This window comes from Paenibacillus sp. UNC217MF, from assembly GCF_000686865.1.
Taxonomy (GTDB): Bacteria; Bacillota; Bacilli; order Paenibacillales; family Paenibacillaceae; genus Paenibacillus_B; species Paenibacillus_B suaedae.
Genome location: NZ_JMLT01000025.1, coordinates 16,920 through 41,685, shown reverse-complemented (window position 1 = coordinate 41,685; position 24,766 = coordinate 16,920). Strand labels below are relative to the sequence as shown.

General features: G+C 46.0%; 29 protein-coding genes. All 29 read left to right on the top strand.

Features of this window, described 5'->3' with window-relative positions:
• Positions 1–254 precede the first annotated feature (254 nt).
• The 29 genes from rpoB to rpmD all read left to right on the top strand — a co-directional run bounded on the left by rpoB (position 255) and on the right by rpmD (position 24,762).
• Complete coding sequence (rpoB, locus tag BP95_RS0114265) at positions 255–3,797, top strand: DNA-directed RNA polymerase subunit beta (RefSeq protein WP_021252466.1); 3,543 nt, start codon at positions 255–257, stop codon at positions 3,795–3,797.
• A 152-nt stretch (positions 3,798–3,949) separates the two neighbouring features.
• A complete protein-coding gene (gene rpoC / locus BP95_RS0114260) occupies positions 3,950–7,573 on the top strand; it encodes a DNA-directed RNA polymerase subunit beta' (protein ID WP_021252465.1) in 3,624 nt (1,207 codons plus the stop codon).
• 185 nt (positions 7,574–7,758) lie between these two features.
• Complete coding sequence (locus tag BP95_RS0114255; RefSeq protein ID WP_021252464.1) at positions 7,759–8,013, top strand: ribosomal L7Ae/L30e/S12e/Gadd45 family protein; 255 nt, start codon at positions 7,759–7,761, stop codon at positions 8,011–8,013.
• Positions 8,014–8,149: 136 nt separating this feature from the next.
• The gene (gene rpsL / locus BP95_RS0114250; protein ID WP_005544563.1) at positions 8,150–8,569 is read left to right on the top strand and encodes a 30S ribosomal protein S12; all 420 of its coding nucleotides are present in this window, start codon (positions 8,150–8,152) and stop codon (positions 8,567–8,569) included.
• A gap of 32 nt (positions 8,570–8,601) precedes the next feature.
• The gene (rpsG, locus tag BP95_RS0114245; protein WP_021252463.1) at positions 8,602–9,072 is read left to right on the top strand and encodes a 30S ribosomal protein S7; all 471 of its coding nucleotides are present in this window, start codon (positions 8,602–8,604) and stop codon (positions 9,070–9,072) included.
• A 62-nt stretch (positions 9,073–9,134) separates the two neighbouring features.
• Positions 9,135–11,210, top strand: a complete 2,076-nt coding sequence (fusA, locus tag BP95_RS0114240) for an elongation factor G (protein ID WP_021252462.1) — start codon at positions 9,135–9,137, stop codon at positions 11,208–11,210.
• A 105-nt stretch (positions 11,211–11,315) separates the two neighbouring features.
• A complete protein-coding gene (gene tuf, locus BP95_RS0114235; protein WP_021252461.1) occupies positions 11,316–12,509 on the top strand; it encodes an elongation factor Tu in 1,194 nt (397 codons plus the stop codon).
• 243 nt (positions 12,510–12,752) lie between these two features.
• Positions 12,753–14,090, top strand: a complete 1,338-nt coding sequence (locus tag BP95_RS0114230; RefSeq protein ID WP_021252460.1) for a globin-coupled sensor protein — start codon at positions 12,753–12,755, stop codon at positions 14,088–14,090.
• Between the two features lie 143 nt (positions 14,091–14,233).
• Positions 14,234–15,469, top strand: coding sequence for a hypothetical protein (locus BP95_RS0114225; protein ID WP_028532519.1), 1,236 nt, complete (start codon positions 14,234–14,236; stop codon positions 15,467–15,469).
• Between the two features lie 321 nt (positions 15,470–15,790).
• Positions 15,791–16,099, top strand: coding sequence for a 30S ribosomal protein S10 (rpsJ, locus tag BP95_RS0114220; protein WP_005544556.1), 309 nt, complete (start codon positions 15,791–15,793; stop codon positions 16,097–16,099).
• A gap of 87 nt (positions 16,100–16,186) precedes the next feature.
• Positions 16,187–16,810, top strand: a complete 624-nt coding sequence (rplC, locus tag BP95_RS0114215) for a 50S ribosomal protein L3 (protein WP_021252458.1) — start codon at positions 16,187–16,189, stop codon at positions 16,808–16,810.
• A gap of 25 nt (positions 16,811–16,835) precedes the next feature.
• Positions 16,836–17,459: a 50S ribosomal protein L4 gene (gene rplD / locus BP95_RS0114210; RefSeq protein ID WP_021252457.1), complete on the top strand. Its 624-nt coding sequence runs from the start codon at positions 16,836–16,838 to the stop codon at positions 17,457–17,459.
• Positions 17,459–17,749 carry a 50S ribosomal protein L23 gene (rplW, locus tag BP95_RS0114205; protein WP_005544549.1) on the top strand — a complete coding sequence of 97 codons (291 nt, stop codon included), beginning with the start codon at positions 17,459–17,461 and terminating at the stop codon, positions 17,747–17,749. Before rplD ends, rplW begins: the two co-directional genes overlap by 1 nt.
• A gap of 31 nt (positions 17,750–17,780) precedes the next feature.
• Positions 17,781–18,611: a 50S ribosomal protein L2 gene (gene rplB / locus BP95_RS0114200; protein ID WP_021252456.1), complete on the top strand. Its 831-nt coding sequence runs from the start codon at positions 17,781–17,783 to the stop codon at positions 18,609–18,611.
• Positions 18,612–18,681: 70 nt separating this feature from the next.
• Positions 18,682–18,960, top strand: a complete 279-nt coding sequence (rpsS, locus tag BP95_RS0114195; protein ID WP_021252455.1) for a 30S ribosomal protein S19 — start codon at positions 18,682–18,684, stop codon at positions 18,958–18,960.
• A gap of 33 nt (positions 18,961–18,993) precedes the next feature.
• Positions 18,994–19,326, top strand: coding sequence for a 50S ribosomal protein L22 (gene rplV / locus BP95_RS0114190; protein WP_021252454.1), 333 nt, complete (start codon positions 18,994–18,996; stop codon positions 19,324–19,326).
• Between the two features lie 13 nt (positions 19,327–19,339).
• Positions 19,340–20,005, top strand: coding sequence for a 30S ribosomal protein S3 (gene rpsC, locus BP95_RS0114185; protein WP_021252453.1), 666 nt, complete (start codon positions 19,340–19,342; stop codon positions 20,003–20,005).
• Positions 20,006–20,007: 2 nt separating this feature from the next.
• Entirely contained in the window at positions 20,008–20,442 is a 435-nt protein-coding gene (gene rplP, locus BP95_RS0114180; RefSeq protein WP_021252452.1) for a 50S ribosomal protein L16, read from the top strand.
• A complete protein-coding gene (gene rpmC / locus BP95_RS0114175) occupies positions 20,432–20,632 on the top strand; it encodes a 50S ribosomal protein L29 (RefSeq protein ID WP_005544540.1) in 201 nt (66 codons plus the stop codon). The genes rplP and rpmC overlap by 11 nt, the downstream gene beginning before the upstream one ends.
• A gap of 63 nt (positions 20,633–20,695) precedes the next feature.
• Positions 20,696–20,962 (top strand): 30S ribosomal protein S17, encoded by a 267-nt coding sequence (gene rpsQ / locus BP95_RS0114170; RefSeq protein WP_005544539.1) that lies wholly within the window; start codon positions 20,696–20,698, stop codon positions 20,960–20,962.
• A 35-nt stretch (positions 20,963–20,997) separates the two neighbouring features.
• On the top strand, positions 20,998–21,366 hold the full coding sequence (gene rplN / locus BP95_RS0114165) for a 50S ribosomal protein L14 (RefSeq protein ID WP_021252451.1): 369 nt from the start codon (positions 20,998–21,000) through the stop codon (positions 21,364–21,366).
• 39 nt (positions 21,367–21,405) lie between these two features.
• Complete coding sequence (gene rplX, locus BP95_RS0114160; protein ID WP_005544537.1) at positions 21,406–21,756, top strand: 50S ribosomal protein L24; 351 nt, start codon at positions 21,406–21,408, stop codon at positions 21,754–21,756.
• Between the two features lie 27 nt (positions 21,757–21,783).
• Entirely contained in the window at positions 21,784–22,326 is a 543-nt protein-coding gene (gene rplE, locus BP95_RS0114155) for a 50S ribosomal protein L5 (RefSeq protein WP_021252449.1), read from the top strand.
• 90 nt (positions 22,327–22,416) lie between these two features.
• Positions 22,417–22,602: a type Z 30S ribosomal protein S14 gene (locus BP95_RS0114150; RefSeq protein WP_005544535.1), complete on the top strand. Its 186-nt coding sequence runs from the start codon at positions 22,417–22,419 to the stop codon at positions 22,600–22,602.
• A gap of 32 nt (positions 22,603–22,634) precedes the next feature.
• Complete coding sequence (gene rpsH, locus BP95_RS0114145) at positions 22,635–23,033, top strand: 30S ribosomal protein S8 (protein ID WP_005544534.1); 399 nt, start codon at positions 22,635–22,637, stop codon at positions 23,031–23,033.
• A 31-nt stretch (positions 23,034–23,064) separates the two neighbouring features.
• Entirely contained in the window at positions 23,065–23,607 is a 543-nt protein-coding gene (gene rplF, locus BP95_RS0114140) for a 50S ribosomal protein L6 (RefSeq protein WP_021252448.1), read from the top strand.
• A gap of 64 nt (positions 23,608–23,671) precedes the next feature.
• Entirely contained in the window at positions 23,672–24,040 is a 369-nt protein-coding gene (gene rplR / locus BP95_RS0114135) for a 50S ribosomal protein L18 (protein ID WP_021252447.1), read from the top strand.
• Positions 24,041–24,065: 25 nt separating this feature from the next.
• Positions 24,066–24,563 carry a 30S ribosomal protein S5 gene (gene rpsE / locus BP95_RS0114130; protein ID WP_021252446.1) on the top strand — a complete coding sequence of 166 codons (498 nt, stop codon included), beginning with the start codon at positions 24,066–24,068 and terminating at the stop codon, positions 24,561–24,563.
• 13 nt (positions 24,564–24,576) lie between these two features.
• Positions 24,577–24,762 carry a 50S ribosomal protein L30 gene (gene rpmD / locus BP95_RS0114125; RefSeq protein ID WP_005544529.1) on the top strand — a complete coding sequence of 62 codons (186 nt, stop codon included), beginning with the start codon at positions 24,577–24,579 and terminating at the stop codon, positions 24,760–24,762.
• The last annotated feature ends 4 nt before the right edge of the window (positions 24,763–24,766 follow it).

The window sequence follows — 24,766 nt, the reverse complement described above, 5'->3', positions numbered from 1 at the left end:
GAAATGACGTATAATGTTTACATTTTGGGCAAGTCTATCGGATATGTAGTTGTATCGACAACAGGAAACGGCGACACGGGGGAAAACGGCGTCCATCGCATTTGCGTTTTGCCGTGAACGTGCGTTTTTCTTTTTTCTGACATTTTGTACTATATTATTTGTTTTTAGAGTCTCTTTCGTGGACTTTATTATAAAGGATACCGAAAAGGATTCGCAATCCATTTTTGTGAGTAGACATGAGGGGTGAGTTAAAGTTGGCAGGACATCTTGTTCAATATGGACGACGCACTCGGCGCAGTTATGCGCGCATCAAAGAGGTACTCGAAGTTCCGAACTTGATTGAAATCCAACAGAAATCGTATCAATGGTTTTTGGACGAAGGATTGCGCGAAATGTTCCAAGATATTTCGCCGATTCAGGATTTCACAGGTAATTTGGTTTTGGAATTTATCGATTACAGCTTGGGTGAACCCAAATATACAGTCGATGATTCGAAAGAACGCGATGTAACTTATGCGGCGCCGCTCCGCGTGAAAGTGCGCCTTCTTAACAAAGAGACCGGAGAGGTCAAAGAGCAGGAAGTGTTTATGGGTGATTTCCCGCTCATGACGGAAACGGGCACGTTCGTCATTAATGGTGCTGAACGTGTAATTGTCAGCCAGTTGGTTCGCTCTCCGAGTGTCTATTTCAGTACTAAAGTTGACAAGAACGGGAAGAAAACTTACACGGCGACAGTTATACCGAATCGTGGTGCATGGCTGGAACTTGAGATGGATGCGAAGGACATTATCTATGTTCGTATCGACCGTACTCGTAAAATTCCTGTTACGGTATTGCTGAGAGCACTTGGATTCGGTACAGACGAGCAAATCTTAGATTTGCTTGGCCATGATGAGTATATCCGCAATACGCTGGACAAAGATAATACGGATTCAACAGAGAAGGCTCTGATTGAAATCTACGAGCGTCTGCGTCCGGGCGAGCCTCCTACACTCGAGAATGCAAGAAGCTTGCTGATTGCACGTTTCTTCGATCCGAAGCGCTATGATCTAGCGAATGTAGGTCGTTACAAGATTAATAAGAAGCTTCACATTAAGAACCGTTTGTTCAATCAACGCTTGGCGGAATCGCTTGTTGATACAGAAACAGGCGAAATCATTGCTGAAGCAGGTCAAGTTGTTGACCGTCGTCTCTTGGACGAAATTCTGCCTCGTCTTGAAAGCAATGTAGGTTTCAAAACCTATCATGTGGCAGGCGGAGTTATGGAGTCGGAAGATATTCCGGTTCAAGTCATCGACGTGTTCTCGCCAATTGAGGACGGTAAAGTTACTAAAATTATTGCAAACCGCAATATCGACAAGTCCGTGAAGAACATTACTCCAGCGGATATCATTTCGTCGATCAACTACTTTATTAACTTGCTGCACGGAATTGGTAGCACAGATGATATCGACCACTTGGGTAACCGTCGTCTGCGTTCCGTTGGTGAATTGCTGCAGAACCAGTTCCGTATCGGTTTGTCCCGTATGGAGCGCGTTGTGCGCGAGCGGATGTCCATTCAGGATGCGAACGTGATTACGCCACAGGCGCTCATTAACATTCGCCCGGTTATTGCATCCATTAAAGAGTTCTTCGGTAGCTCGCAGTTGTCTCAGTTCATGGATCAGACGAACCCACTTGCGGAACTTACGCATAAGCGTCGTCTGTCTGCACTCGGACCTGGTGGTTTGACGCGTGAGCGCGCGGGCTTTGAAGTTCGTGACGTCCATCCATCCCATTATGGCCGTATGTGTCCGATCGAGACTCCAGAGGGTCCGAACATCGGTTTGATCAACTCCTTGTCTACGTTTGCTCGAGTGAACGAGTATGGCTTCATTGAAGCACCATATCGTTGGGTCGATCCGAAGACAGGGCAGGTTACAGAACAAATCGATTACATGACTGCTGACGAAGAAGATAACTATGTAGTCGCACAGGCGAATGCACCGCTGAATGAAGACGGCACATTCCGTGACGAAACAGCTATCGTTCGTTACAACAAGCAATCAGATAACATCTTGACGATGCCAACGGATCGTGTTGACTACATGGATGTATCGCCGAAGCAGGTTGTGTCGGTGGCGACAGCGCTCATTCCGTTCTTGGAGAACGATGACTCCAACCGTGCGCTCATGGGATCGAACATGCAGCGGCAAGCGGTGCCTTTGCTCATACCAGAAGCTCCGTTTGTTGGTACAGGAATGGAATACAAGTCTGCAAAAGACTCTGGTGTATGTATCGTCTCCAAAGTAGACGGTGTCATCGAGCGTGTTACAGCGAATGAAGTTCAAGTTCGCAAGGTTGAAGTGATTGATGGTAAAGAGGTCAGAGGTGACCTCGTCAAATATAAATTGCAGAAGTTTATGCGTTCCAACCAAGGAACATGCATTAACCAACGTCCACTTGCCAAAAAAGGCGATATCGTCAAAAAAGGCGACATCTTGGCGGACGGACCTTCCACTGAGGTTGGTGAATTGGCCCTTGGACGCAACGTTGTCGTCGCGTTCATGACATGGGAAGGTTACAACTACGAGGATGCGATCTTGCTCTCCGAGAAGATGGTGAAAGAGGATGTATACACGTCCATTCACATCGAAGAGTACGAGTCCGAAGCTCGTGATACGAAACTTGGACCAGAAGAGATTACTCGTGATATTCCGAACGTCGGCGAAGAAGCGCTCAAGAACTTGGATGAGCGCGGAATCATTCGCGTCGGTGCGGAAATTAAAGACGGTGACATTCTCGTTGGTAAAGTAACACCTAAAGGGGTTACGGAACTGACAGCAGAAGAACGCCTCTTGCATGCAATCTTCGGCGAGAAGGCGCGTGAAGTACGTGATACTTCCTTGCGTGTGCCTCACGGTACTGACGGTATCGTCGTTGATGTTAAAGTATTTACACGTGAGAACGGGGACGAACTCCCTCCAGGTGTGAATCAACTCGTTCGTGTTTATATTGCCCAAAAACGTAAAATTTCCGAGGGCGATAAGATGGCGGGACGCCACGGTAACAAGGGTGTCATCGCACGTATCTTGCCTGAAGAAGATATGCCGTTCCTTCCGGACGGTACGCCTGTTCAAGTCGTCTTGAACCCACTAGGGGTACCATCGCGGATGAACATCGGTCAGGTACTCGAGGTTCACTTGGGTATGGCGGCACGTTATCTTGGTATGCACATGGCTACTCCGGTATTCGACGGTGCTACAGAGTATGACGTGTTCGATACGATGGAAGAAGCAGGCATGCAGCGCAACGGTAAGACAATCTTGTACGACGGTCGTACAGGTGACCCGTTCGAGCGCGAAGTTACGGTTGGTGTCATGTACATGATCAAGCTCGCACACATGGTTGATGATAAGATCCATGCTCGTTCTACTGGACCATACTCTCTCGTTACGCAGCAGCCGCTCGGTGGTAAAGCACAGTTCGGTGGTCAGCGCTTCGGGGAGATGGAGGTATGGGCACTCGAAGCCTATGGTGCAGCTTATACATTGCAAGAGATTCTTACAGTCAAGTCCGATGATGTCGTCGGCCGCGTGAAGACGTATGAATCGATTGTGAAGGGCGAAAATGTTCCTGAGCCAGGTGTTCCTGAATCGTTCAAGGTCCTTATCAAAGAGCTTCAAAGCTTGGGTATGGATGTCAAGATCTTGACAGAGAACGAAGAAGAAATTGAGATGCGTGAAATCGATGAAGATGACGATATTCCGCAGGATAAGTTGAATCTCGGCATGGATGACGAGTACGTCACCGAGTAAGCTGCCGAAGTCGTATAACGTTGGATCGGACGGTGGCCGTTAGCGAATTGCTATACGGCCACCGCCAGCCCATATATGGTTCGAACACAGAATTCCGCTCCTGTGTACTGACAGAGCGGTACACTCAAGTACAGATTAAGGAGGGTCGCTCCTTGATGGACGTCAACAATTTTGAATTTATGAAAATCGGGCTTGCCTCTCCCGAAAAGATTCGTTCTTGGTCCCGTGGCGAAGTCAAGAAGCCGGAAACGATTAACTATCGTACGCTCAAACCGGAGAAAGAAGGTTTGTTCTGCGAGAAGATTTTCGGGCCGACGAAGGACTGGGAGTGTCATTGCGGTAAATACAAGCGTGTACGTTACAAAGGCGTTGTCTGTGATCGATGCGGCGTTGAAGTAACACGCCAGAAGGTGCGCCGTGAACGGATGGGCCATATTGAATTGGCTGCTCCTGTATCGCACATTTGGTACTTCAAGGGGATTCCAAGCCGCATGGGCTTGGCGCTGGACATGTCTCCACGCTCCTTGGAAGAGATCATTTACTTTGCTTCTTATGTTGTAACAGAGCCTGGGGATACACCTCTTGAGAAAAAGCAACTGCTTTCCGAGAAGGAATATCGCAGCTACCGTGAAAAATATGGTCATGCATTCCAAGCTGGTATGGGTGCTGAAGCAGTTAAGAAGCTGTTGCAAGACTTGGATGTTGAGAAAGAACTTGAAGTGCTGAAGGAAGAGCTTCGTACGGCACAAGGCCAACGCCGCAACCGTGCGATCAAGCGACTAGAAGTAATCGAGGCATTCCGTAACTCTGGCAACCAACCAGATTGGATGATTCTCGATGTTCTTCCGGTTATTCCTCCAGAGCTTCGTCCAATGGTACAGCTCGATGGCGGTCGCTTCGCGACGTCTGACTTGAATGACCTGTATCGCCGTGTTATCAACCGGAACAACCGCTTGAAGCGTTTGCTTGATTTGGGTGCTCCGGACATTATCGTGCAGAACGAGAAGCGCATGCTGCAAGAAGCAGTAGACGCCTTGATTGATAACGGTCGCCGTGGTCGTCCAGTAACAGGTCCTGGTAACCGTCCATTGAAATCGCTCAGCCATATGCTCAAAGGTAAGCAAGGTCGCTTCCGTCAGAACTTGCTCGGTAAACGGGTTGACTACTCTGGTCGTTCCGTTATCGTGGTAGGTCCTTACTTGAAGATGTACCAATGTGGTTTGCCGAAGGAAATGGCGCTTGAGCTGTTCAAACCTTTTGTCATGAAAGAACTCGTGAATAAAGGTTTGGCACACAACATTAAGAGCGCGAAACGTAAAGTAGAGCGCATTAGCCCGGAAGTATGGGACGTTCTCGAAGAGGTTATTCGTGAGCACCCAGTCTTGCTTAACCGTGCACCAACACTTCACCGACTCGGTATCCAAGCATTTGAACCGATTCTGGTAGAAGGGAAAGCAATCCGTCTTCACCCACTCGTATGTACAGCCTACAACGCTGACTTCGACGGTGACCAAATGGCGGTTCACGTTCCGTTGTCTGCAGAAGCACAAGCAGAAGCTCGTCTTCTTATGCTCGCTTCCGGTAACATCTTGAACCCGAAAGACGGTAAGCCAGTTGTAACACCATCTCAGGATATGGTTCTCGGATCCTTCTACTTGACGATGGACAACAAGGAAGCTAAAGGAACAGGTATGATCTTTGGCTCCGTGAATGAGGCTGTATCTGCTTATCAACGTGGTTCAGCATCCTTGCATGCACGTGTTGCAATTCCAGTACGTGAATTGGGCAAGTCTGACTTTACTGAAAAACAACAAGATGCGTTCCTTATTACAACGGTTGGACGTATCATTTTCAACGAAATATTCCCGGCAGATTTCCCGTACATCAATGAGCCGACGAAGCGCAATTTGTTCGAGGGAACACCGGATCATTATTTCGTATATGAGAAAGGCGCGAATATTAGAGAAATAATCGAAAATATTCCGCAAACAGGTGGTGTAGGTAAAGACTATCTTGGTCAAATTATCGCCCGCTGCTTCGATGTATTCCATACAACGAAGACTTCGGTTATTTTGGATCGAATCAAGGAGATCGGCTTTACGTATTCCACAAAAGCAGGTATCTCGATTGCGGTATCCGACGTTATCGTACCGCAAGAGAAAGTGGATATCTTGAAGGAATCCGAAGAGAAGGTTCGTGTCATTACAAATCAGTATCGTCGTGGTCTGATTACGAATGAGGAACGTTACGATCGTGTTATCGAGGTATGGTCGAACACGAAAGATCGTATTACCGAGATTTTGATGAAATCGATGGAACGTTACAACTCCATCATGCTCATGGTTGACTCCAAAGCACGGGGTAACAAATCGCAGATTACTCAGTTGGGTGGTATGCGTGGTCTCATGGCCAACCCGTCCGGTCGAATCATCGAGTTGCCAATTAAATCGAACTTCCGTGAGGGCCTGACGGTCTTGGAATACTTTATTTCCACTCACGGTGCGCGTAAAGGTCTCGCGGATACGGCTCTTCGTACGGCGGACTCGGGTTACTTGACTCGTCGTCTCGTTGACGTTGCACAAGACGTTATCGTTCGTGAAGAGGATTGCGGTACGGATAAAGGCTTCTTAGTAGCCAACATCTCCGACGGTAAGGAAGTTATCGAAGGCTTGTATGACCGTATCGAAGGTCGCTATTCCGGTGAAACGGTTCGTCATCCGGAGACAAAGGAGATCCTTGTTAACCGCAACGAACTGATTGATACGGATAAGGCAGAGTTGATCGTCAATGCTGGCGTCAAGAAGATGATGATCCGTTCCGTACTCAGCTGCCGTGCTCGTCACGGTGTATGTAAAATTTGTTATGGTCGCAACCTGGCGACTGGTAAGCACGTTGAGATTGGTGAATCTGTTGGTATCATCGCGGCTCAGTCCATCGGTGAACCAGGTACACAGCTCACCATGCGTACGTTCCATACCGGTGGTGTCGCGGGTGACGATATTACACAAGGTTTGCCGCGTATCCAGGAGTTGTTCGAGGCGCGCAATCCGAAAGGGCAAGCGATTATTTCCGAGATCGATGGTGTGGTTAAAGAAATTCGCGAAGCGAAAGATCGTCGCGAAATCGAAGTCCAAGGTGAGGCAGAGTCCAAAGTGTACTCCGTCACATACGGTTCTCGTGTCCGCGTAAGCGAAGGCATGGCAATCGAAGCCGGCGATGAGATTACAGACGGTTCTATCGACCCTAAAGAAATGCTCCGCATTAAAGGTATCCGTGGCGTTCAGAACTACATCTTGCAGGAAGTTCAACGCGTATACCGGAACCAAGGGGTAGAAATTAACGATAAGCACGTTGAAGTTATGATCAAGCAAATGCTTCGCAAAATCCGTATCATCGATGCGGGTGAAACGACATTGCTTCCAGGATCATTCGTTGACATGCATGAATATGAAGCAGCGAACAAAGAAGCGATCCTCTCAGGCAAGGAACCTGCTGTTGCGAAACCGATCTTGCTCGGTATCACGAAGGCATCCTTGGAGACAGACTCCTTCTTGTCTGCAGCATCCTTCCAGGAGACGACTCGCGTTCTTACTGATGCAGCGATCAAAGGTAAAGTTGACCAATTGCTCGGCTTGAAAGAGAACGTTATTATCGGTAAGTTGATTCCTGCAGGTACAGGTATGAACCGTTATCGCAGCGTTAAAGTGATTAATCCGCTTGACGAGGAAGTAACGGAAGAATCCCTTGATGCAGCAGGTGTTGGCGCAGCGGAGTAAGCTCTACTATAGAGGTTTCAAATGAGGTGGTTGGCGCTGTCTAGATGGCGCCAATCTCCATTTTTGTGACAAATATATCGTTTTAAAAAAGAAGTTATGAAATTGCTTGACACTGGGTAAACGAAGTGCTATTATGTCGTAGTGTGCCCAAGACAAAGACCTGTACTTTTGGAGGAACATGCATCATGTGTAATGAAAAAGGTTTACAGGATGCAACAATTCGTATTGGGACGAAGCAAACATTGAAGATGGTTGAACTTGATAAAGCCATCGAGGTGTACATTGCCGAAGACGCTGATGAACACGTTACATCGAAAGTCGTAAGCTTATGTGAGAAGAAGGGCATCAAATTGACATATGTCAGCACGATGCGCGACCTTGGCAAGGCATGCGGCATTGAAGTAGGTGCAGCAGTCGCAGCTGTCGTTGAAGAAGAATAGGGAAGCCGATTGTTTTTGTAACAGAAGAAATTCTGGGGCAAAGACATTTCATTTGTTCATTTATGAACCACCTGGATCTGTGGACTTAAATGAATGATTTGTGAAGGTGTCGATAATATGGGAAGGGGGTGCCAACATGCCAACAATTAACCAATTGGTACGTAAGGGCCGCAAAGATAAAGTAACTAAATCCAAATCCCCAGCTTTGCAAAAAGGTTTCAACGCGTTGAAACGCGAAGAAACGGATTTGAGCGCGCCACAAAAACGCGGTGTCTGCACTCGTGTAGGTACAATGACTCCGAAGAAACCGAACTCCGCGCTTCGTAAATATGCTCGTGTTCGCTTGACGAACCGTGTAGAAGTTACAGCGTACATCGGTGGTATTGGCCACAACTTGCAAGAGCACAGTGTTGTTCTCGTTCGCGGTGGTCGTGTAAAAGACCTTCCGGGTGTTCGTTACCACATCGTTCGCGGTGCATTGGATACTGCAGGCGTAAACAATCGTATGCAAGCTCGTTCCAAATACGGTACGAAACGTCCTAAAGCTAAGAAATAAGAAGTTAATGCTACTCAGAAAGGGGGATTCACATGCCACGCAAAGGTCCTGTTACTAAGCGCGACGTGTTGCCGGATCCGGTGTATAACAGCAAGCTTGTTACTCGCTTGATCAACCGCATCATGCTCGACGGTAAACGTGGTGTTGCTCAATCGATCTTGTACAACTCTTTCGAAATCATTCGTGAGCGTACAGGCAACGATCCTATGGAAGTATTTGAAGCAGCACTAAAAAATATCATGCCAGTCCTTGAAGTTAAAGCTCGCCGTGTAGGTGGTTCTAACTATCAAGTACCTATCGAAGTTAAACCTGAGCGCCGCACATCCTTGGGATTGCGCTGGTTGGTTAACTACTCCCGCAACCGCGGTGAGAAAACGATGGAAGAGCGTTTGGCAGCAGAGATTATCGATGCTTCCAACAACACTGGTGCAGCAGTTAAAAAACGCGAAGATACGCACAAAATGGCTGAAGCGAACAAAGCGTTTGCTCACTACCGTTGGTAGGATAAAGCTGTTTTGGTCTCGATATTCGAGTAACCAAACCCAATTTGAAGGGAGACCATACCATGGCAAGAGAGTTCTCCTTAGCAAATACGCGTAACATCGGAATCATGGCTCACATCGATGCCGGTAAAACAACAACTACGGAACGTATCTTGTTCTACACAGGCCGTACTCACAAAATCGGAGAGGTGCATGAAGGCGCCGCTACGATGGACTGGATGGAACAAGAGCAAGAGCGTGGTATTACGATCACTTCCGCTGCGACTACAGCGCAATGGAAGGGCCATCGTGTAAATATCATCGACACTCCGGGGCACGTTGACTTTACGGTAGAGGTTGAGCGTTCCCTTCGCGTATTGGACGGAGCAGTAGGCGTGTTCTCCGCTAAAGAAGGCGTAGAACCGCAATCTGAAACGGTATGGCGTCAAGCTGACAAGTACAGCGTACCTCGTATCGCTTACGTTAACAAAATGGACATCATCGGCGCTGATTACCTCAACGTTATTGAGTCCATGAAGGATCGTTTGCAAGCGAACGCTGTTGCAATTCAGCTGCCTATCGGTGCAGAAAACGACTTCACAGGCATCATTGATTTGATGGAAGAGAAAGCTTACATCTTCAAAGATGACTTGGGTAAAGAAGTTGATGAAACAGAAGTTCCTGCTGAGTTCAAAGACAAAGTCGCTGAACTTCGTATGGAAATGATCGAGAAAATCGCAGAACTCGACGAAGAGTTGATGATGAAATACCTCGAAGGAGAAGAGATTTCGGTTCCAGAACTGAAAGCTGCTCTTCGTAAAGGGGTATGTAATGTTCAAATCTTCCCAGTAGTATGTGGTTCTTCTTACCGTAATAAAGGCGTACAGCTCATGATTGACGCTGTCGTTGACTACTTGCCATCCCCGCTTGATGTACCTGACATTAAAGGTCATCTTGAAGATGGTGAAGAAGAAGTTCGTCATTCTTCGGACGAAGAGCCGTTCTCGGCACTTGCGTTCAAGATCATGACTGACCCTTATGTTGGTAAGCTGACGTTCTTCCGCGTTTACTCTGGTGTATTGAACTCCGGTTCCTACGTCTTGAACGCGACAAAAGGCAAGCGTGAACGTATTGGCCGTATCCTTCAAATGCATGCGAACAGCCGTGAAGAAATCGCTACAGTACATGCTGGCGATATCGCTGCTGCCGTTGGTTTGAAAGATACCGGTACAGGCGACACACTCTGCGATGAGAAGTCTCCGATCATCTTGGAATCCATGAACTTCCCAGATCCGGTTATCAGTATCGCAGTTGAGCCGAAGACAAAAGCAGACCAAGATAAAATGGGTACAGCTTTGTCGAAATTGACAGAAGAAGACCCAACACTCCGTGTTTACACTGATGAAGAGACAGGTCAAACGATCTTGTCCGGTATGGGTGAGCTTCACCTGGATATCATCATCGACCGTATGCGTCGTGAGTTCAAGGTTGAGACGAACGTAGGTAGCCCACAGGTTGCTTATCGTGAGACATTCCGTCAACAAGCTAAAGTTGAAGGTAAATTCGTACGTCAGTCCGGTGGTCGTGGTCAATACGGTCACGTATGGATCGACTTCGAACCTCTCGAAGCAGGATCAGGATTCGTGTTCGAGAACAAAATCGTTGGTGGCGTAGTCCCTCGTGAATACGTACCTGCGGTTCAAGCTGGTATTGAAGAATCCATGAAGAACGGTGTCTTGGCAGGCTTCCCATTGGTTGACCTCAAGGCTACTATCTTCGATGGTTCCTACCATGATGTTGACTCCAATGAAATGGCGTTTAAAATCGCTGGTTCCATGGCGCTTAAAGCTGCTAAGGACAAGTGTAAGCCAGTATTGCTTGAGCCAATCATGAAAGTAGAAGTTACAGTACCAGAAGAGTACATGGGCGACGTTATGGGTATGTTGAACTCCCGCCGTGGTCGTATCGAAGGTATGGATACTCGTGCAGGTGCACAAATTATCCGTGCTAAGGTGCCTCTCTCCGAGATGTTCGGTTACTCCACAACATTGCGTTCCGGTACTCAAGGACGCGGTGTGTTCTCTATGGAACTCTCTCACTATGAAGAAGTTCCTAAGAATATCTCCGAAGAGATTATCGCGAAGAACAAAGGCGAATAATTTCGCTTCTGATTCATTTGCTATCGGCTGAGCGCATGACTTGTCATGTGTCTCGGCTGCTTATAACATATATCTATTCCACTTATTGAAGGAGGACTAGTTCAAATGGCAAAGGCTAAGTTTGAACGTACGAAACCGCACGTTAATATCGGTACAATTGGTCACGTTGACCATGGTAAAACAACTTTGACAGCGGCTATCACAACAGTTCTGTCTAAAAAATATGGTAACGGTGCAGCTGTAGCATTCGATCAAATCGATAAAGCTCCAGAAGAGCGCGAGCGCGGTATCACAATCTCCACGTCCCACGTAGAGTATGAGTCCGCTAACCGTCACTATGCACACGTTGACTGCCCAGGTCACGCCGACTATGTTAAAAACATGATCACTGGTGCTGCTCAAATGGATGGCGCGATTCTCGTAGTATCCGCAGCTGACGGCCCAATGCCACAAACACGCGAGCACATCTTGTTGTCTCGCCAAGTAGGCGTACCTTACATCGTCGTATTCATGAACAAATGCGACATGGTTGAAGACGAAGAGTTGTTGGAATTGGTTGAAATGGAAATTCGCGATTTGCTTAGCGAATACGAATTCCCTGGCGATGACACTCCAGTTATCCGCGGTTCCGCTCGTGAAGCTCTTCAAAACCCAGACGGAGAATGGGCTGACAAAATCGTTGAATTGTTCACACAAATCGACGAGTACATCCCAACTCCAGAACGTGACACTGACAAGCCATTCTTGATGCCAGTCGAGGACGTATTCTCCATCACTGGTCGTGGTACAGTTGCTACTGGCCGCGTAGAGCGTGGTACTGTTAAAGTCGGCGACGAGATCGAAATCGTTGGTATCCAAGAAGAGACTCGTAAGTCCGTAGTAACAGGCGTTGAAATGTTCCGTAAACTTTTGGATTCCGCTCAAGCTGGTGACAACATCGGTGCGTTGCTTCGTGGTGTAGACCGCAGCAACATCGAGCGTGGTCAAGTATTGGTTAAGCCAGGTTCGGTTAAACCACATACTGAGTTCACTGCTCAAGTTTACGTTTTGACTAAAGAAGAAGGTGGCCGTCATAAGCCATTCTTCACAGGCTACCGTCCACAGTTCTACTTCCGTACAACGGACGTAACTGGTATCATCAACTTGCCAGAAGGTACTGAAATGGTTATGCCTGGTGACAACATCACAGTTACTGTACAATTGATCGCTCCAATCGCGATCGAAGAAGGTACACGCTTCGCGATCCGCGAAGGTGGCCGTACAGTAGGTGCTGGTGCGGTTGCAACTATCATTAAATAATGATATTACCGACAATAGTCGGTAATAAGAGCCCCTTATCCTTACGGATAAGGGGCTTTTTGCTTTACAAGAAACACAGCTTTTGTTCAATATTGTTTCAAGAAGTCCCTTCCAGATCACTGTACATGATTTCTGTTATAGCGCTATAATATGTAACAATATAAGCTTACATATAGGTATGTAGATCTAGTAATATAGGGATTTAGGCCGATAAGTGAGGCGCAGGAAGGAAGAGCGACGGAAATGAGCAAAAAGCTATTAGGATGGGCAGGAAAGTGGAATAAGGAACAACAAACTGTGGATAGAATTACACCAATATCCGAAGAAGCTAAATTAATGGAGCAAGGTATGATTCTTTTATCCACAACTCATCCTATACATAAACAGATCGAAGTGATCGGATTGACAACAGAAGACCTAACTTTACTGCGTCAGCTCAAGCCATATTTATTGCCGCACATGAAATCATTAACGGAGGCATTTTATTCGGTTATTTTGAGTGTAGAGCATTTAAAGCAACTCATAACAAAACATAGTACAATCGAACGATTGCAGTTAACGCTCGAACGTCATATCGAAGAAATGTTTGATGGAAAGATAAATGATGAATTTGTAGGGAAACGAATTCGGATTGCAGACGTTCATCGCCATATCGGTCTCGAAACGAAATGGTACATGGCAGCTTTTCAGAATATGCAGAACAGGCTTCTTGATCTGATTGCAGCGGAGATCCGCAACGTAGAAGATCGAATGAAGGCGATCTTGGCTGTGAATAAAATATTGAACTTGGAACAACAGCTTGTCCTTGAGGCATATGAAGAACGAAACCGATTAGAACGAGAAGAACAATATCAACAGGTCAAGAATGAACTGAAGGGGAGTATCGCACAACTTAGTAATCAACTTGAACTGTTAACGACGGAAACAAAGCATACAATTGAACAACTGGTCGAACGAGGCAAGAGTGTAAAAAATATCATTGAACATACAGCTTCTACTGTACGGCATGCTCAACTAGAGGCAGATGAGGGGGAGCGAATGATGCGTACGTATATCGAGCGCATTCAGGACATTGACCACAATGCTTATTTGATGAAGGGGCATGTTGATCAATTAAAGGACACGTCTGCTCAGATCAGGACAATTGTTAGTGCTGTAAAGGAAATTGCAGGTCAAACGAAACTGCTGTCGCTTAATGCATCTATTGAAGCAGCGCGTGCAGGTGAACATGGTGCGGGCTTCGCCGTAGTAGCGAAAGAAGTGAACAAGCTGGCTGATCATACAAAGGGTACCGTGGCTCATATTGAAGAACTCGTCGGCAATTCGAATTTGGCAACGAATGCAGTTGTATATAATATTGAAGTCGTGAAATCGAGTGTAGGAACAGTTCGGGGACAAGCAGATGCTGCCGGAAACGCGTTCCAGCAAATTGTTGATCATGTTGAGCAGAGTACATCGAATATGGAGCATATCCAAGGCGAGATGAGCGATTTGCTGCAAATGATCAGTCATATCCATGAGGCGACAGCTGAAGTTGCGGCATCTGCAGAGCAGCTCAATCGAACGACGAAGCATTTGTAGCCTAATTAATTTCCTATTCGATAGAAATATAGCATACAGTGGAAGAGACTGGTTTAATAACTAGTCTTTTTCTATGTTATGGCAGTTTATCATGTTATGATTGCTTTCGTATTTACTTCGTTATGATGAGCAGGGGGAGAAAAATGAGAAAGTGTATGATTCAGGGGATTGTATTGACGCTTGTAAGTGTATTACTGCTGACCTCGCTGTCGGGCGTAGCATCAGCAAAATCGAACTATTTACAAGAAGGTGCTGTTATTGGGAAGATTTCATCTGAGCAAATGAAAGGAAAAATAAACGATTTATCGATATCAGGATTTACGTTTAGAAATTCTTTCTGGATACCGATTAAACAGTTAACCGAATACGGATTTGATGTAGCAGTTGGTGGTAAATCGGATCCAATACGCATTTCTCGTAACCTCAATAAGGAAGTAAAAGGAGTAAAACAAGCGAATACAGCTCCATCAAAAAAAGAAATTACGGTTCAATATACAAACAAAGAAATCTACGTGGGAAACATTAAGCTAACCGCCTATCAAATTGATAACACAAATGTAATTCGTTTAAGCGACCTAAAAATGTTTGGTGGCATGACATGGGATGCAAAAAGTAAAACAATACAATTGAACCTCAGTACTTCGACTTACAATAATGAATTGAACATTTGGGTCACAGACGATAAAGTATATAACCGCAGTGGTCAAACGATGAGTGAAATTCAAATTAAGCATTTCTACTTACAGGATGGGCAGATAAAAGAGAAATTCGAAACCTTACGTAATGTTGAAACAGTGGCTACAGTTAAAGGTAATAAGCAAGAGGACGATGCAAAACGAATCGTGATGGGATACTTAGGAACGGTATTATTTAATGTGGTAACCACCGATGGGGAAACAATAGCAAACTCAAGAGCTTTGGATGAAATCGATTATTACAAAAGTAAGACACGACTTGAAGACGTGAAGTACCAATTGGATAAGGAATATCTGGTATTCGAGAAAGATGTCAAAGAGTTTTTGAAGCAGGAGTTGAAGAAAAATAATAACCAACCATTAAAAGTGCTAGGTACAGAAGTGAGTTATGACTCTATAGGTACTCCTGAAGTAAATGTTGATATCATAAATTTAACGGAAAAGAGAGTTGTCGCATTCGAAGTTGTAATGACGGGATATGACAGTTACAATCGAGTCGTCCGAAATAGCATTACAAAGGAATCGTCATTAAAGGGAATTGCTCAAAATCTGTCTGAAGTGATAGGAATGGGAAGTAGAGGAGTCTACACCTGGAAAATGCATTTGCATGACACTATGGTAAAGGCAAGTGTGAAGGTAACTTCGGTTAAGTTCTCCGACGGCACAGTATGGAGAGCGAAGTAATTCGGGCAGCTTACGGAGGCTGGAACAACATCCAGAACCTTCAACTTTTATTATATATATAAACTGTGATAGACTCTAACAAGTGCCTAATAGAATCGATTTATGTAGTGTCCTGGCTGTCCGCAAGCATCGTCAAAAAGAGTTACGAAAAAAACTTGCAATAGTCGGGATATTTATATATAATAGTGAATGTTGTTCGTCGACGTTGCGATGAAGTGAGAGGTTACCGACACACCCGGCCCCTTTGCCATGGCGATGTGTTAGGAAAATTTTCACGGAGTATGTCCGATGCAAAATTGGGCGATAAAAGGAGGGACTAAAATGGCAAAGCAAAAAATTCGTATCCGCTTGAAAGCATACGATCACAGAATTCTTGACCAATCCGCTGAGAAAATCGTTGAAACGGCTAAACGTTCCGGTGCTGGAGTATCCGGTCCAATCCCGTTGCCAACGGAGAAGCAAATCATTACGATTCTTCGTGCGGTGCACAAGTATAAGGATTCCCGCGAGCAGTTCGAAATGCGCACTCATAAGCGCCTTATCGACATCGTGAATCCAACGCCGCAAACGGTGGACGCGCTGATGCGCTTGGACTTGCCGTCCGGTGTAGATATCGAAATTAAATTGTAAGACAGTTGAAACGGTTATCCACATGTGGATAGCGAAGCCGTTTCTACTTCACTATGAACGGACTAAGGAAAGAAAAGAGGTGTCAACATGAAAGGTATCTTAGGTAAAAAGCTCGGCATGACTCAAGTATTTACCGCTGAAGGTAATGTACTGCCGGTAACTGTTATCGAAGCTGGCCCTTGCGTCGTTCTTCAAAAGAAAGACGTTGAGAACGATGGCTACGAAGCTATTCAAATCGGCTACGCTGATAAGAAAGAAAAGCGTGCTACGAAACCAGAAATCGGTCACGCGAAAAAAGCTAACGCAACACCTAAGCGCTACGTTAAGGAACTTCGTGGTGTGGATCTTTCTCAATATGAAGTTGGCCAAGAATTGAAGGCTGATTTGTTCGCTGAGGGAGAATTCGTTGACGTTACAGGTATCTCGAAAGGTAAAGGCTTTGCCGGCGTAATTAAGCGTTGGGGACAAAGCACGGGTCCTATGTCTCACGGTTCCCGTTACCATCGTGGACCAGGTTCCATGGGTTCCATTCAAGCGAACCGCGTACCGAAGGGCAAACGCCTTCCAGGTCACATGGGTACTGACACAGTAACAATTCAAAATCTTGAAGTTGTTAAAGTGGATGCAGAACGCAATGTTATCCTCGTTAAAGGTTCTATTCCAGGCCCTAAAAACAGCTTCGTTAACGTTAAATCTGCAATTAAAAAGTAATTGGTGAGGAAAGGAGGAGCACATTATGCCTAAAGTAGCAGTTTACAACATGAGCGGTGCGCAAGTTGGCGAGATCGAATTGTCCGACAGCGTATTCGGCATTGAACCAAACAAAAACGTACTTCATGATGCAGTTGTGATGCAGCTTGCATCTATGCGTCAAGGTACTCATAAAGTTAAAGGCCGTTCCGAAGTTCGCGGCGGCGGTCGTAAACCATGGAAACAAAAAGGCACAGGTCGTGCGCGTCAAGGTTCCATTCGTTCGCCACAATGGGTTGGCGGCGGTACAGTATTTGGACCGACACCACGTAGCTATGCTTACAAGCTTCCTAAGAAAGTTCGTCGTTTGGCGATTAAATCCGCATTGTCTTCGAAAGTGTTGGCAGAGCAAATTATCGTAATCGATAGCCTTGCTTTGAACACACCGAAAACGAAGGAATTCGCGGCAGTATTGAACAACCTAAAAGTGGATCGCAAAGCGCTTGTCGTGCTTCCTGAGTACAACGACAACGTGGCACTTTCCGCTCGCAACATTCCTTCTGTGAAGCTTGTTGCAGCTGATGGTGTTAACGTATATGATGTTCTTCGCCATGAGAAGCTCATCATCACGAAGGATGCGGTTCAGAAGGTAGAGGAGGTGTTCGCATAATGAAAGACCCTCGCGATATCATTAAGCGTCCGGTTATTACTGAGCGTACAGCAGACATGATGAATGACTTGAAATACGTATTCGAAGTTGATATGCGTGCTAACAAGACTGAAATCAAATTGGCTGTAGAGCAAATCTTCAAAGTGAAGGTAGCGAACGTGAACACGCTTCGTATGCCTGCTAAGCCAAAACGCTATGGCCGTCACTCCGGCTACACTTCCGAATGGAAAAAAGCGTTTGTCACTTTGGCAAAAGACAGCAAGCCACTCGAGTTCTTCGAGACGGTTTAATATAGACTTCTGAAGTAAGGAGGGAAAACAAGTGCCTATCAAAAAGTACAAACCGACATCCCCGGCTCGTCGTAATATGAGCGTGTCCACGTTCGAAGAAATTACAACGAATGTACCGGAGAAATCGTTGCTGGCGCCTTTGAGCAAAACTGCGGGCCGCAACAACCAAGGTAAAATTACGGTTCGTCACCACGGTGGTGGACACAAACGTAAATACCGTATCATCGATTTCAAACGTAACAAGGATGGCATTCCAGGCCGCGTTGCTACAATTGAGTACGATCCAAACCGTACTTCCAACATTGCGTTGATCAACTATGCTGATGGTGAAAAGCGTTATATCATCGCTCCTAAAGGATTGAAAGTAGGCGACGTTATCGAGTCCGGTACCGGCGCAGACATCAAGATCGGTAACGCATTGCCAATGGAAAACATTCCAGTAGGTACAGTTATCCACAACATCGAATTGCAACCAGGTAAGGGTGGTCAGTTGGTTCGCGCCGCTGGTACGGAAGCTCAATTGCTTGGTAAAGAAGAGAAGTACGTAACAGTACGTTTGTCTTCTGGCGAAGTTCGTAAATTGTTGAAAGTGTGCCGTGCTACAATCGGTTCCGTAGGTAACGGTGACCATGAGCTTATCAAAATCGGTAAAGCAGGCCGTAACCGCTGGTTGGGCAAACGTCCAGTCGTTCGTGGTGTGGTAATGAACCCGGTTGATCACCCTCACGGTGGTGGTGAAGGTAAAGCTCCAATCGGTCGTAAGTCTCCTATGTCTCCATGGGGCAAACCGACACTTGGTTACAAAACGCGTAAAAAAGGTAAACATTCCGATAAATATATCGTTCGTCGTCGCACGAAATAATATGTTTCCATTTGATTGCGCAGCAGCGTAATCACAAACGAATCAGTTCTGTCGAAGGGAGGATTCATATATGGGTCGCAGTTTGAAAAAAGGACCATTCGTTGATGGTCACCTGATGAAGAAAGTTGAAGGATTGAACGATACAAGCAAGAAAGTTGTTATCAAGACTTGGTCCCGTCGTTCTACGATTTTCCCTCAATTTATCGGTCATACGTTCGGGGTATATGACGGACGTAAACATGTACCAGTATACGTAACGGAAGATATGGTTGGGCATAAGCTTGGCGAATTCGCACCAACTCGTACGTACAAAGGTCATGACGATGACAGAAAAACAGGCAAACGCTAATTATTGATATAGCATTCGAGGGGAGGTACTTCCATGCAAGCAAAAGCACATGCGAATAACATTCGCATCGCCCCACGCAAGGTTAAGCTGGTTATTGACTTGATCCGCGGCAAACAAGTGGGCGAAGCAATCGCAATTTTGCGCCACACGCCGAAGTCAGCTTCGCCAGTGGTTGAAAAATTGTTGAACTCTGCAATTGCCAATGCAGAACACAACCATCAAATGGACGTTAATAGTCTCGTTATTTCGGAAGTCTTCGTAAACCAAGGACCAACGATGAAACGTTTCCGTCCACGCGCTATGGGACGTGCGAGCCGCATTAACAAAAGAACAAGCCACATCACGCTTGTAGTATCTGAAAAATAAGGAGGGACAACGTGTGGGTCAAAAGGTAAATCCAGTCGGACTTCGAGTGGGCGTTATCCGCGATTGGGAATCCAAGTGGTATGCCGAAAAAGATTTCGGTACATTGCTCATCGAAGACGTTAAGATTCGTGAATTCCTTAAGAATAAATTGAAAGAATCCGCCGTATCCCGCATTGAGATTGAACGTGCAGCTAACCGCGTGAACGTTACAATCCACACTGCGAAACCGGGTATGGTAATCGGTAAGGGCGGTTCCGAAGTTGAAGCACTTCGTCGTGAAGTAACGAAAATTGCTAACGGCAAAAAAGTACACATCAACATCTCGGAAATCAAAACTCCAGATTTGGACGCAACTCTCGTTGCAGAGAGCATTGCACAACAACTGGAACGCCGTGTTTCTTTCCGCCGCGCTTTGAAACAATCAATTCAACGTTCCATGCGTTCTGGTGCGAAAGGAATCAAGACTGCAGTTAGCGGTCGTCTGGGCGGTGCTGAAATCGCTCGTACAGAAGGTTACAGCGAAGGGACAGTGCCACTTCATACGCTTCGCGCCGACATCGACTACGGCACAGCTGAAGCTCATACAACTTACGGCCGTATTGGCGTAAAAGTATGGATCTATCGTGGAGAGGTACTTCCTACGGCTAAGAAAAAGGCTGTTGAGGAAGGAGGCAACTAATCATGTTGGTACCTAAACGTGTAAAACACCGGAAGCAGCAAAAAGGACGCATGAAGGGTCAAGCTAAAGGTGGCACGACAGTTCACTTCGGTGAATACGGGTTGCAAGCATTGGAGCCTACATGGATTACTAACCGTCAAATCGAGGCTGCTCGTATTGCGATGACTCGTTACATCAAACGTGGCGGTAAAGTATGGATTAAAATTTTCCCAGATAAACCAGTAACGGCTAAGCCGCTTGAGGTTCGTATGGGTAGCGGTAAAGGTAACGTTGAGAAGTGGGTTGCTGTAGTTAAGCCTGGTAAAGTAATGTTCGAACTTTCCGGTGTACCTGAAGAGGTAGCTCGCGAAGCTATGCGCCTTGCTGCTCACAAACTGCCTATTAAGACTAAGTTTGTGAAACGTGAAGAAATGGGTGGTGAAGCAAATGAAAGCTAGTGAATTCCGCAACTTGACCACTGCCGAAATCGAACAAAAGATTGCCGGATTCAAGGAAGAACTTTTCAACCTCCGTTTCCAATTGGCTACCGGACAGCTTGACAACCCAACTCGCATTCGTGACGTGCGTAAAGCGATTGCTCGTGCACATACGATTCTGCGTGAAAGAGAACTTGGTATTACTAGCTAATACACCAAGATGTCAGTTTCGGAAAAATAGACATCCTGTATCCAGGAAGGAGGCAGAACACTAATGAGTGAAGTACGTAACGCTCGTAAAGTGCAAATTGGTAAAGTTGTCAGCGATAAAATGGACAAAACAATCGTAGTAGCGGTTGAGACATACAAGAAGCATGATTTGTATCACAAACGCATCAAATACACGAAGAAGTTCAAAGCGCATGACGAAAATAACGAAGCCAAAATTGGCGATACTGTAAAAATCATGGAGACGCGTCCGTTGTCGAAAGACAAGCGCTGGAGACTCGTTGAAATCGTTGAGAAAGCAGTTATCGTTTAATGAACGGATAGTTTCACCGAAAGGAGGACATTCGAATGATTCAAGCATTTTCACGTTTAAATGTAGCAGACAACTCTGGTGCGAAAGAACTGATGTGTATTCGCGTGTTGGGCGGTACTGGCCGTAAATCAGCTCACATCGGTGACTTGATCGTATGCTCTGTCAAACAAGCAACACCAGGCGGCGTTGTCAAAAAGGGTGACGTAGTCAAAGCGGTTATCGTTCGTACGAAGCGTTCTGTACGCCGTAAAGACGGTTCTTACATCGCATTTGACGAAAACGCAGCGGTTATCGTGAAAGAAGATAAGGGCCCACGTGGGACTCGTATTTTCGGACCTGTCGCTCGCGAACTTCGCGAAAAAGACTTCATGAAAATCGTTTCCCTGGCACCGGAAGTTATCTAATCAGCTTGCCCGCCAGGCAAGACTCAGGAGGTGTGACACATGCCACGATTGAAAAAAATTCTCGAGTCGCATAACAACAAATTGCACGTGAAAAAAGATGACACTGTCATCGTAATCACGGGTAAAGATAAAGGCAAAAAAGGCCGTGTTATTGCAGCATTCCCTCGTGAAAACCGCGTTATTGTGGAAGGCGTAAACATGGTGAAGAAGCATCAGAAGCCTAACGCTAAGAACCCACAAGGCGGTATCGTTGAGCAAGAAGCAGCAATTCATGCATCTAACGTTATGCACGTGGATCCAAAGTCGGGTAAAGTAACGCGCATCGGTTACAAAGTGGAAAACGGTAAAAAAGTGCGCGTAGCTAAACGCTCCGGCGAAATTATCGACTAATCGCTTCGGAAAGGAGGTCCATTCTACATGGCAGCTCGTTTGAAAGAACGTTATTTAAACGAAATTACTCCTGCGCTAGTGCAGAAGTTCAACTATACATCAGTAATGCAAGCACCAAAAGTGGAGAAAGTCGTCATCAACATTGGTATGGGTGAGGCTGTTCAAAACTCCAAAGTTTTGGATGCTGCAGTAGCTGAATTGCAACTAATCGCTGGTCAAAAGCCAGTAATCACTCGCGCGAAGAAGTCTATTGCAGGCTTTAAACTTCGTGAGGGAATGCCGATTGGTGTGAAAGTCACATTGCGTGGTGAGCGCATGTATCACTTCTTGGACAAATTGTTCAATGTCACGCTTCCTCGTGTCCGCGACTTCCGCGGTATCTCGAATAAAGCGTTTGACGGCCGCGGCAACTACACACTCGGTTTGAAGGAGCAAATTATCTTCCCTGAAATCGAGTATGATAAAATTGACAAGGTTCGTGGTATGGATATCGTCATCGTTACAACAGCGAAGACGGACGAAGAATCCCGCGAATTGTTGACGCAACTCGGCATGCCTTTCACGAAGTAATTCGTTTTAAAGGTCGGTTACGTTTGAGATACGGACTGAGCAATCAGTTCTTAATCCATCGACACAAATCTCTAGGAGGTGTCAACTCACGTGGCAAAAACTTCGATGAAAATCAAGCAACAACGCAAACCGAAGTTTGAAGTACGGGCATATACGCGCTGTGAGCGCTGCGGACGTCCGCATTCCGTATTACGTAAGTTCAAAATTTGCCGGATTTGTTTCCGCGAATTGGCATATAAAGGCCAGATTCCTGGCGTTAAAAAAGCAAGCTGGTAATCAACCCTGTTGCGGGAAGGAGGTTTACACTAATGGTTATGTCCGATCCGATTGCAGATATGCTTACACGCATTCGCAATGCTAATACAGTGCGTCATGAAACGGTGGAAATGCCTGCTTCTACTATGAAGAAGCAAATCGCAGAAATCTTGAAGCGTGAAGGCTTTATCCGTGACGCTGAATATATCGATGACAACAAACAAGGGATCATTCGCGTGTTCCTGAAGTACGGTGCAAACAACGAGCGTGTTATCACAGGCTTGAAGCGCATCAGTAAACCAGGACTGCGCGTGTACACGAAGGCTAATGAGGTTCCTCGCGTACTCGGCGGTCTCGGTATCGCAATCATCTCGACGTCCAAGGGCGTCATGACTGACAAAGAAGCTCGCCAGTCCAAATCCGGCGGCGAGGTAATCTGCTACGTTTGGTAAACCATTCGCATAAGATTGGAGGTGCAACAACATGTCCCGTATTGGTCGCAAACCAATTGAGGTACCAGGTGGCGTAACTGTCACTTTGGAAAACCACGTTATTACAGTAAAAGGACCGAAAGGAACTTTGACTCGTGAACTTCACAAAGACATGAAAGTGTCTGTAGAAGAGAACGTCATTTCCGTAGAACGTCCTTCTGAAAATAAACTTCATCGTTCGTTGCACGGTACAACACGCAGCGTAATCAACAACATGGTTAGCGGAGTAACTGATGGTTTCTCCAAAACCCTTGAGTTGGTCGGTGTAGGTTACCGTGCAAACAAATCCGGCGACAAGCTTGTCTTGAACGTTGGTTACTCCCATCCGGTTGAAATTACACCGGAAGCTGGTATTGAATTCGAAGTGCCTGCTCAAACGAAAATCATCGTTAAAGGCATTGATAAAGAGCGCGTTGGTGCTTATGCAGCGAACATTCGTGCAGTACGTGAGCCAGAACCTTACAAAGGTAAAGGTATCAAGTACGAAGGCGAACGCATCATTCGTAAAGAAGGTAAAGCAGGCAAGAAGAAGTAAGATCTTGCCTAGCTCACTTACCTTAGCAGCTTAATGGTTAAACTGAAGGGAGTGAAACAATCCGATGATTACCAAAGGCGATAAGAACAAAGCTCGGTTGAAAAGACACCTGCGTGTCCGTAAAAAAATCGAAGGTACAACGGAACGTCCTCGCTTGAACGTATTCCGTTCTTCTAAACATATTTACGCTCAACTTATCGATGACGTGAAAGGCGTAACAGTCGCTTCCGCTTCGACTATGGACAAAGAGCTTCGTGAAGATATCAAAAATGGTGGTAACGTAGAATCCGCTCGCAAAGTTGGCGAATTGATCGCAAAACGTGCGAAAGAGCAAGGATACGAGACAATCGTATTCGATCGTGGCGGTTACTTGTACCATGGACGTATTCAAGCTTTGGCTGACGCAGCACGTGAAGCTGGCCTTGAATTCTAATTTTTAATCGAAGGAGGTAAACGACTTGCGAGTTGATCCAAACACGTTAGAACTTTCTGAAAAAGTTGTTCAAATTAACCGCGTTGCTAAAGTTGTTAAAGGCGGACGTCGCTTTAGCTTTAGCGCTCTCGTGGTTGTCGGCGATGGCAAGGGCTGGGTTGGCGCTGGAATCGGTAAAGCATCCGAAGTACCAGACGCAATCCGCAAAGGTATCGAAGACGCTAAGAAAAACCTGATTCATGTTCCGTTTGTTAACACGACAATCCCTCACCAAGTAATTGGTCAGTTCGGCGCTGGTAAAGTTCTTTTGAAGCCAGCATCCGAAGGTACTGGGGTTATCGCAGGCGGTCCTGTTCGTGCCGTTCTTGAGTTGGCTGGTGTAGGCGATATCTTGACGAAATCGCTTGGTTCCTCTAACTCCATGAACATGGTTAACGCTACATTGGAAGGCTTGTCTCGTTTGAAGACAGCTGAACAAGTAGCTAAATTGCGCGGTAAAACCGTTGAAGAACTGTTAGGTTAAGGAGGGGACGAAGATGGCGAAATTGCAAATTACCCTCGTTCGCAGTCTGATCGGTCGCCCGGAAACTCATCGCCAAACGGTGAACACTTTGGGTTTGCGCAAGTTGAATCAGACGGTTGTTCATAACGACAACGTTGCGATCCGCGGAATGGTAAACCAAGTTAAACACTTGGTTGAAGTCAAAGAGATCGAAGCGTAAGGGT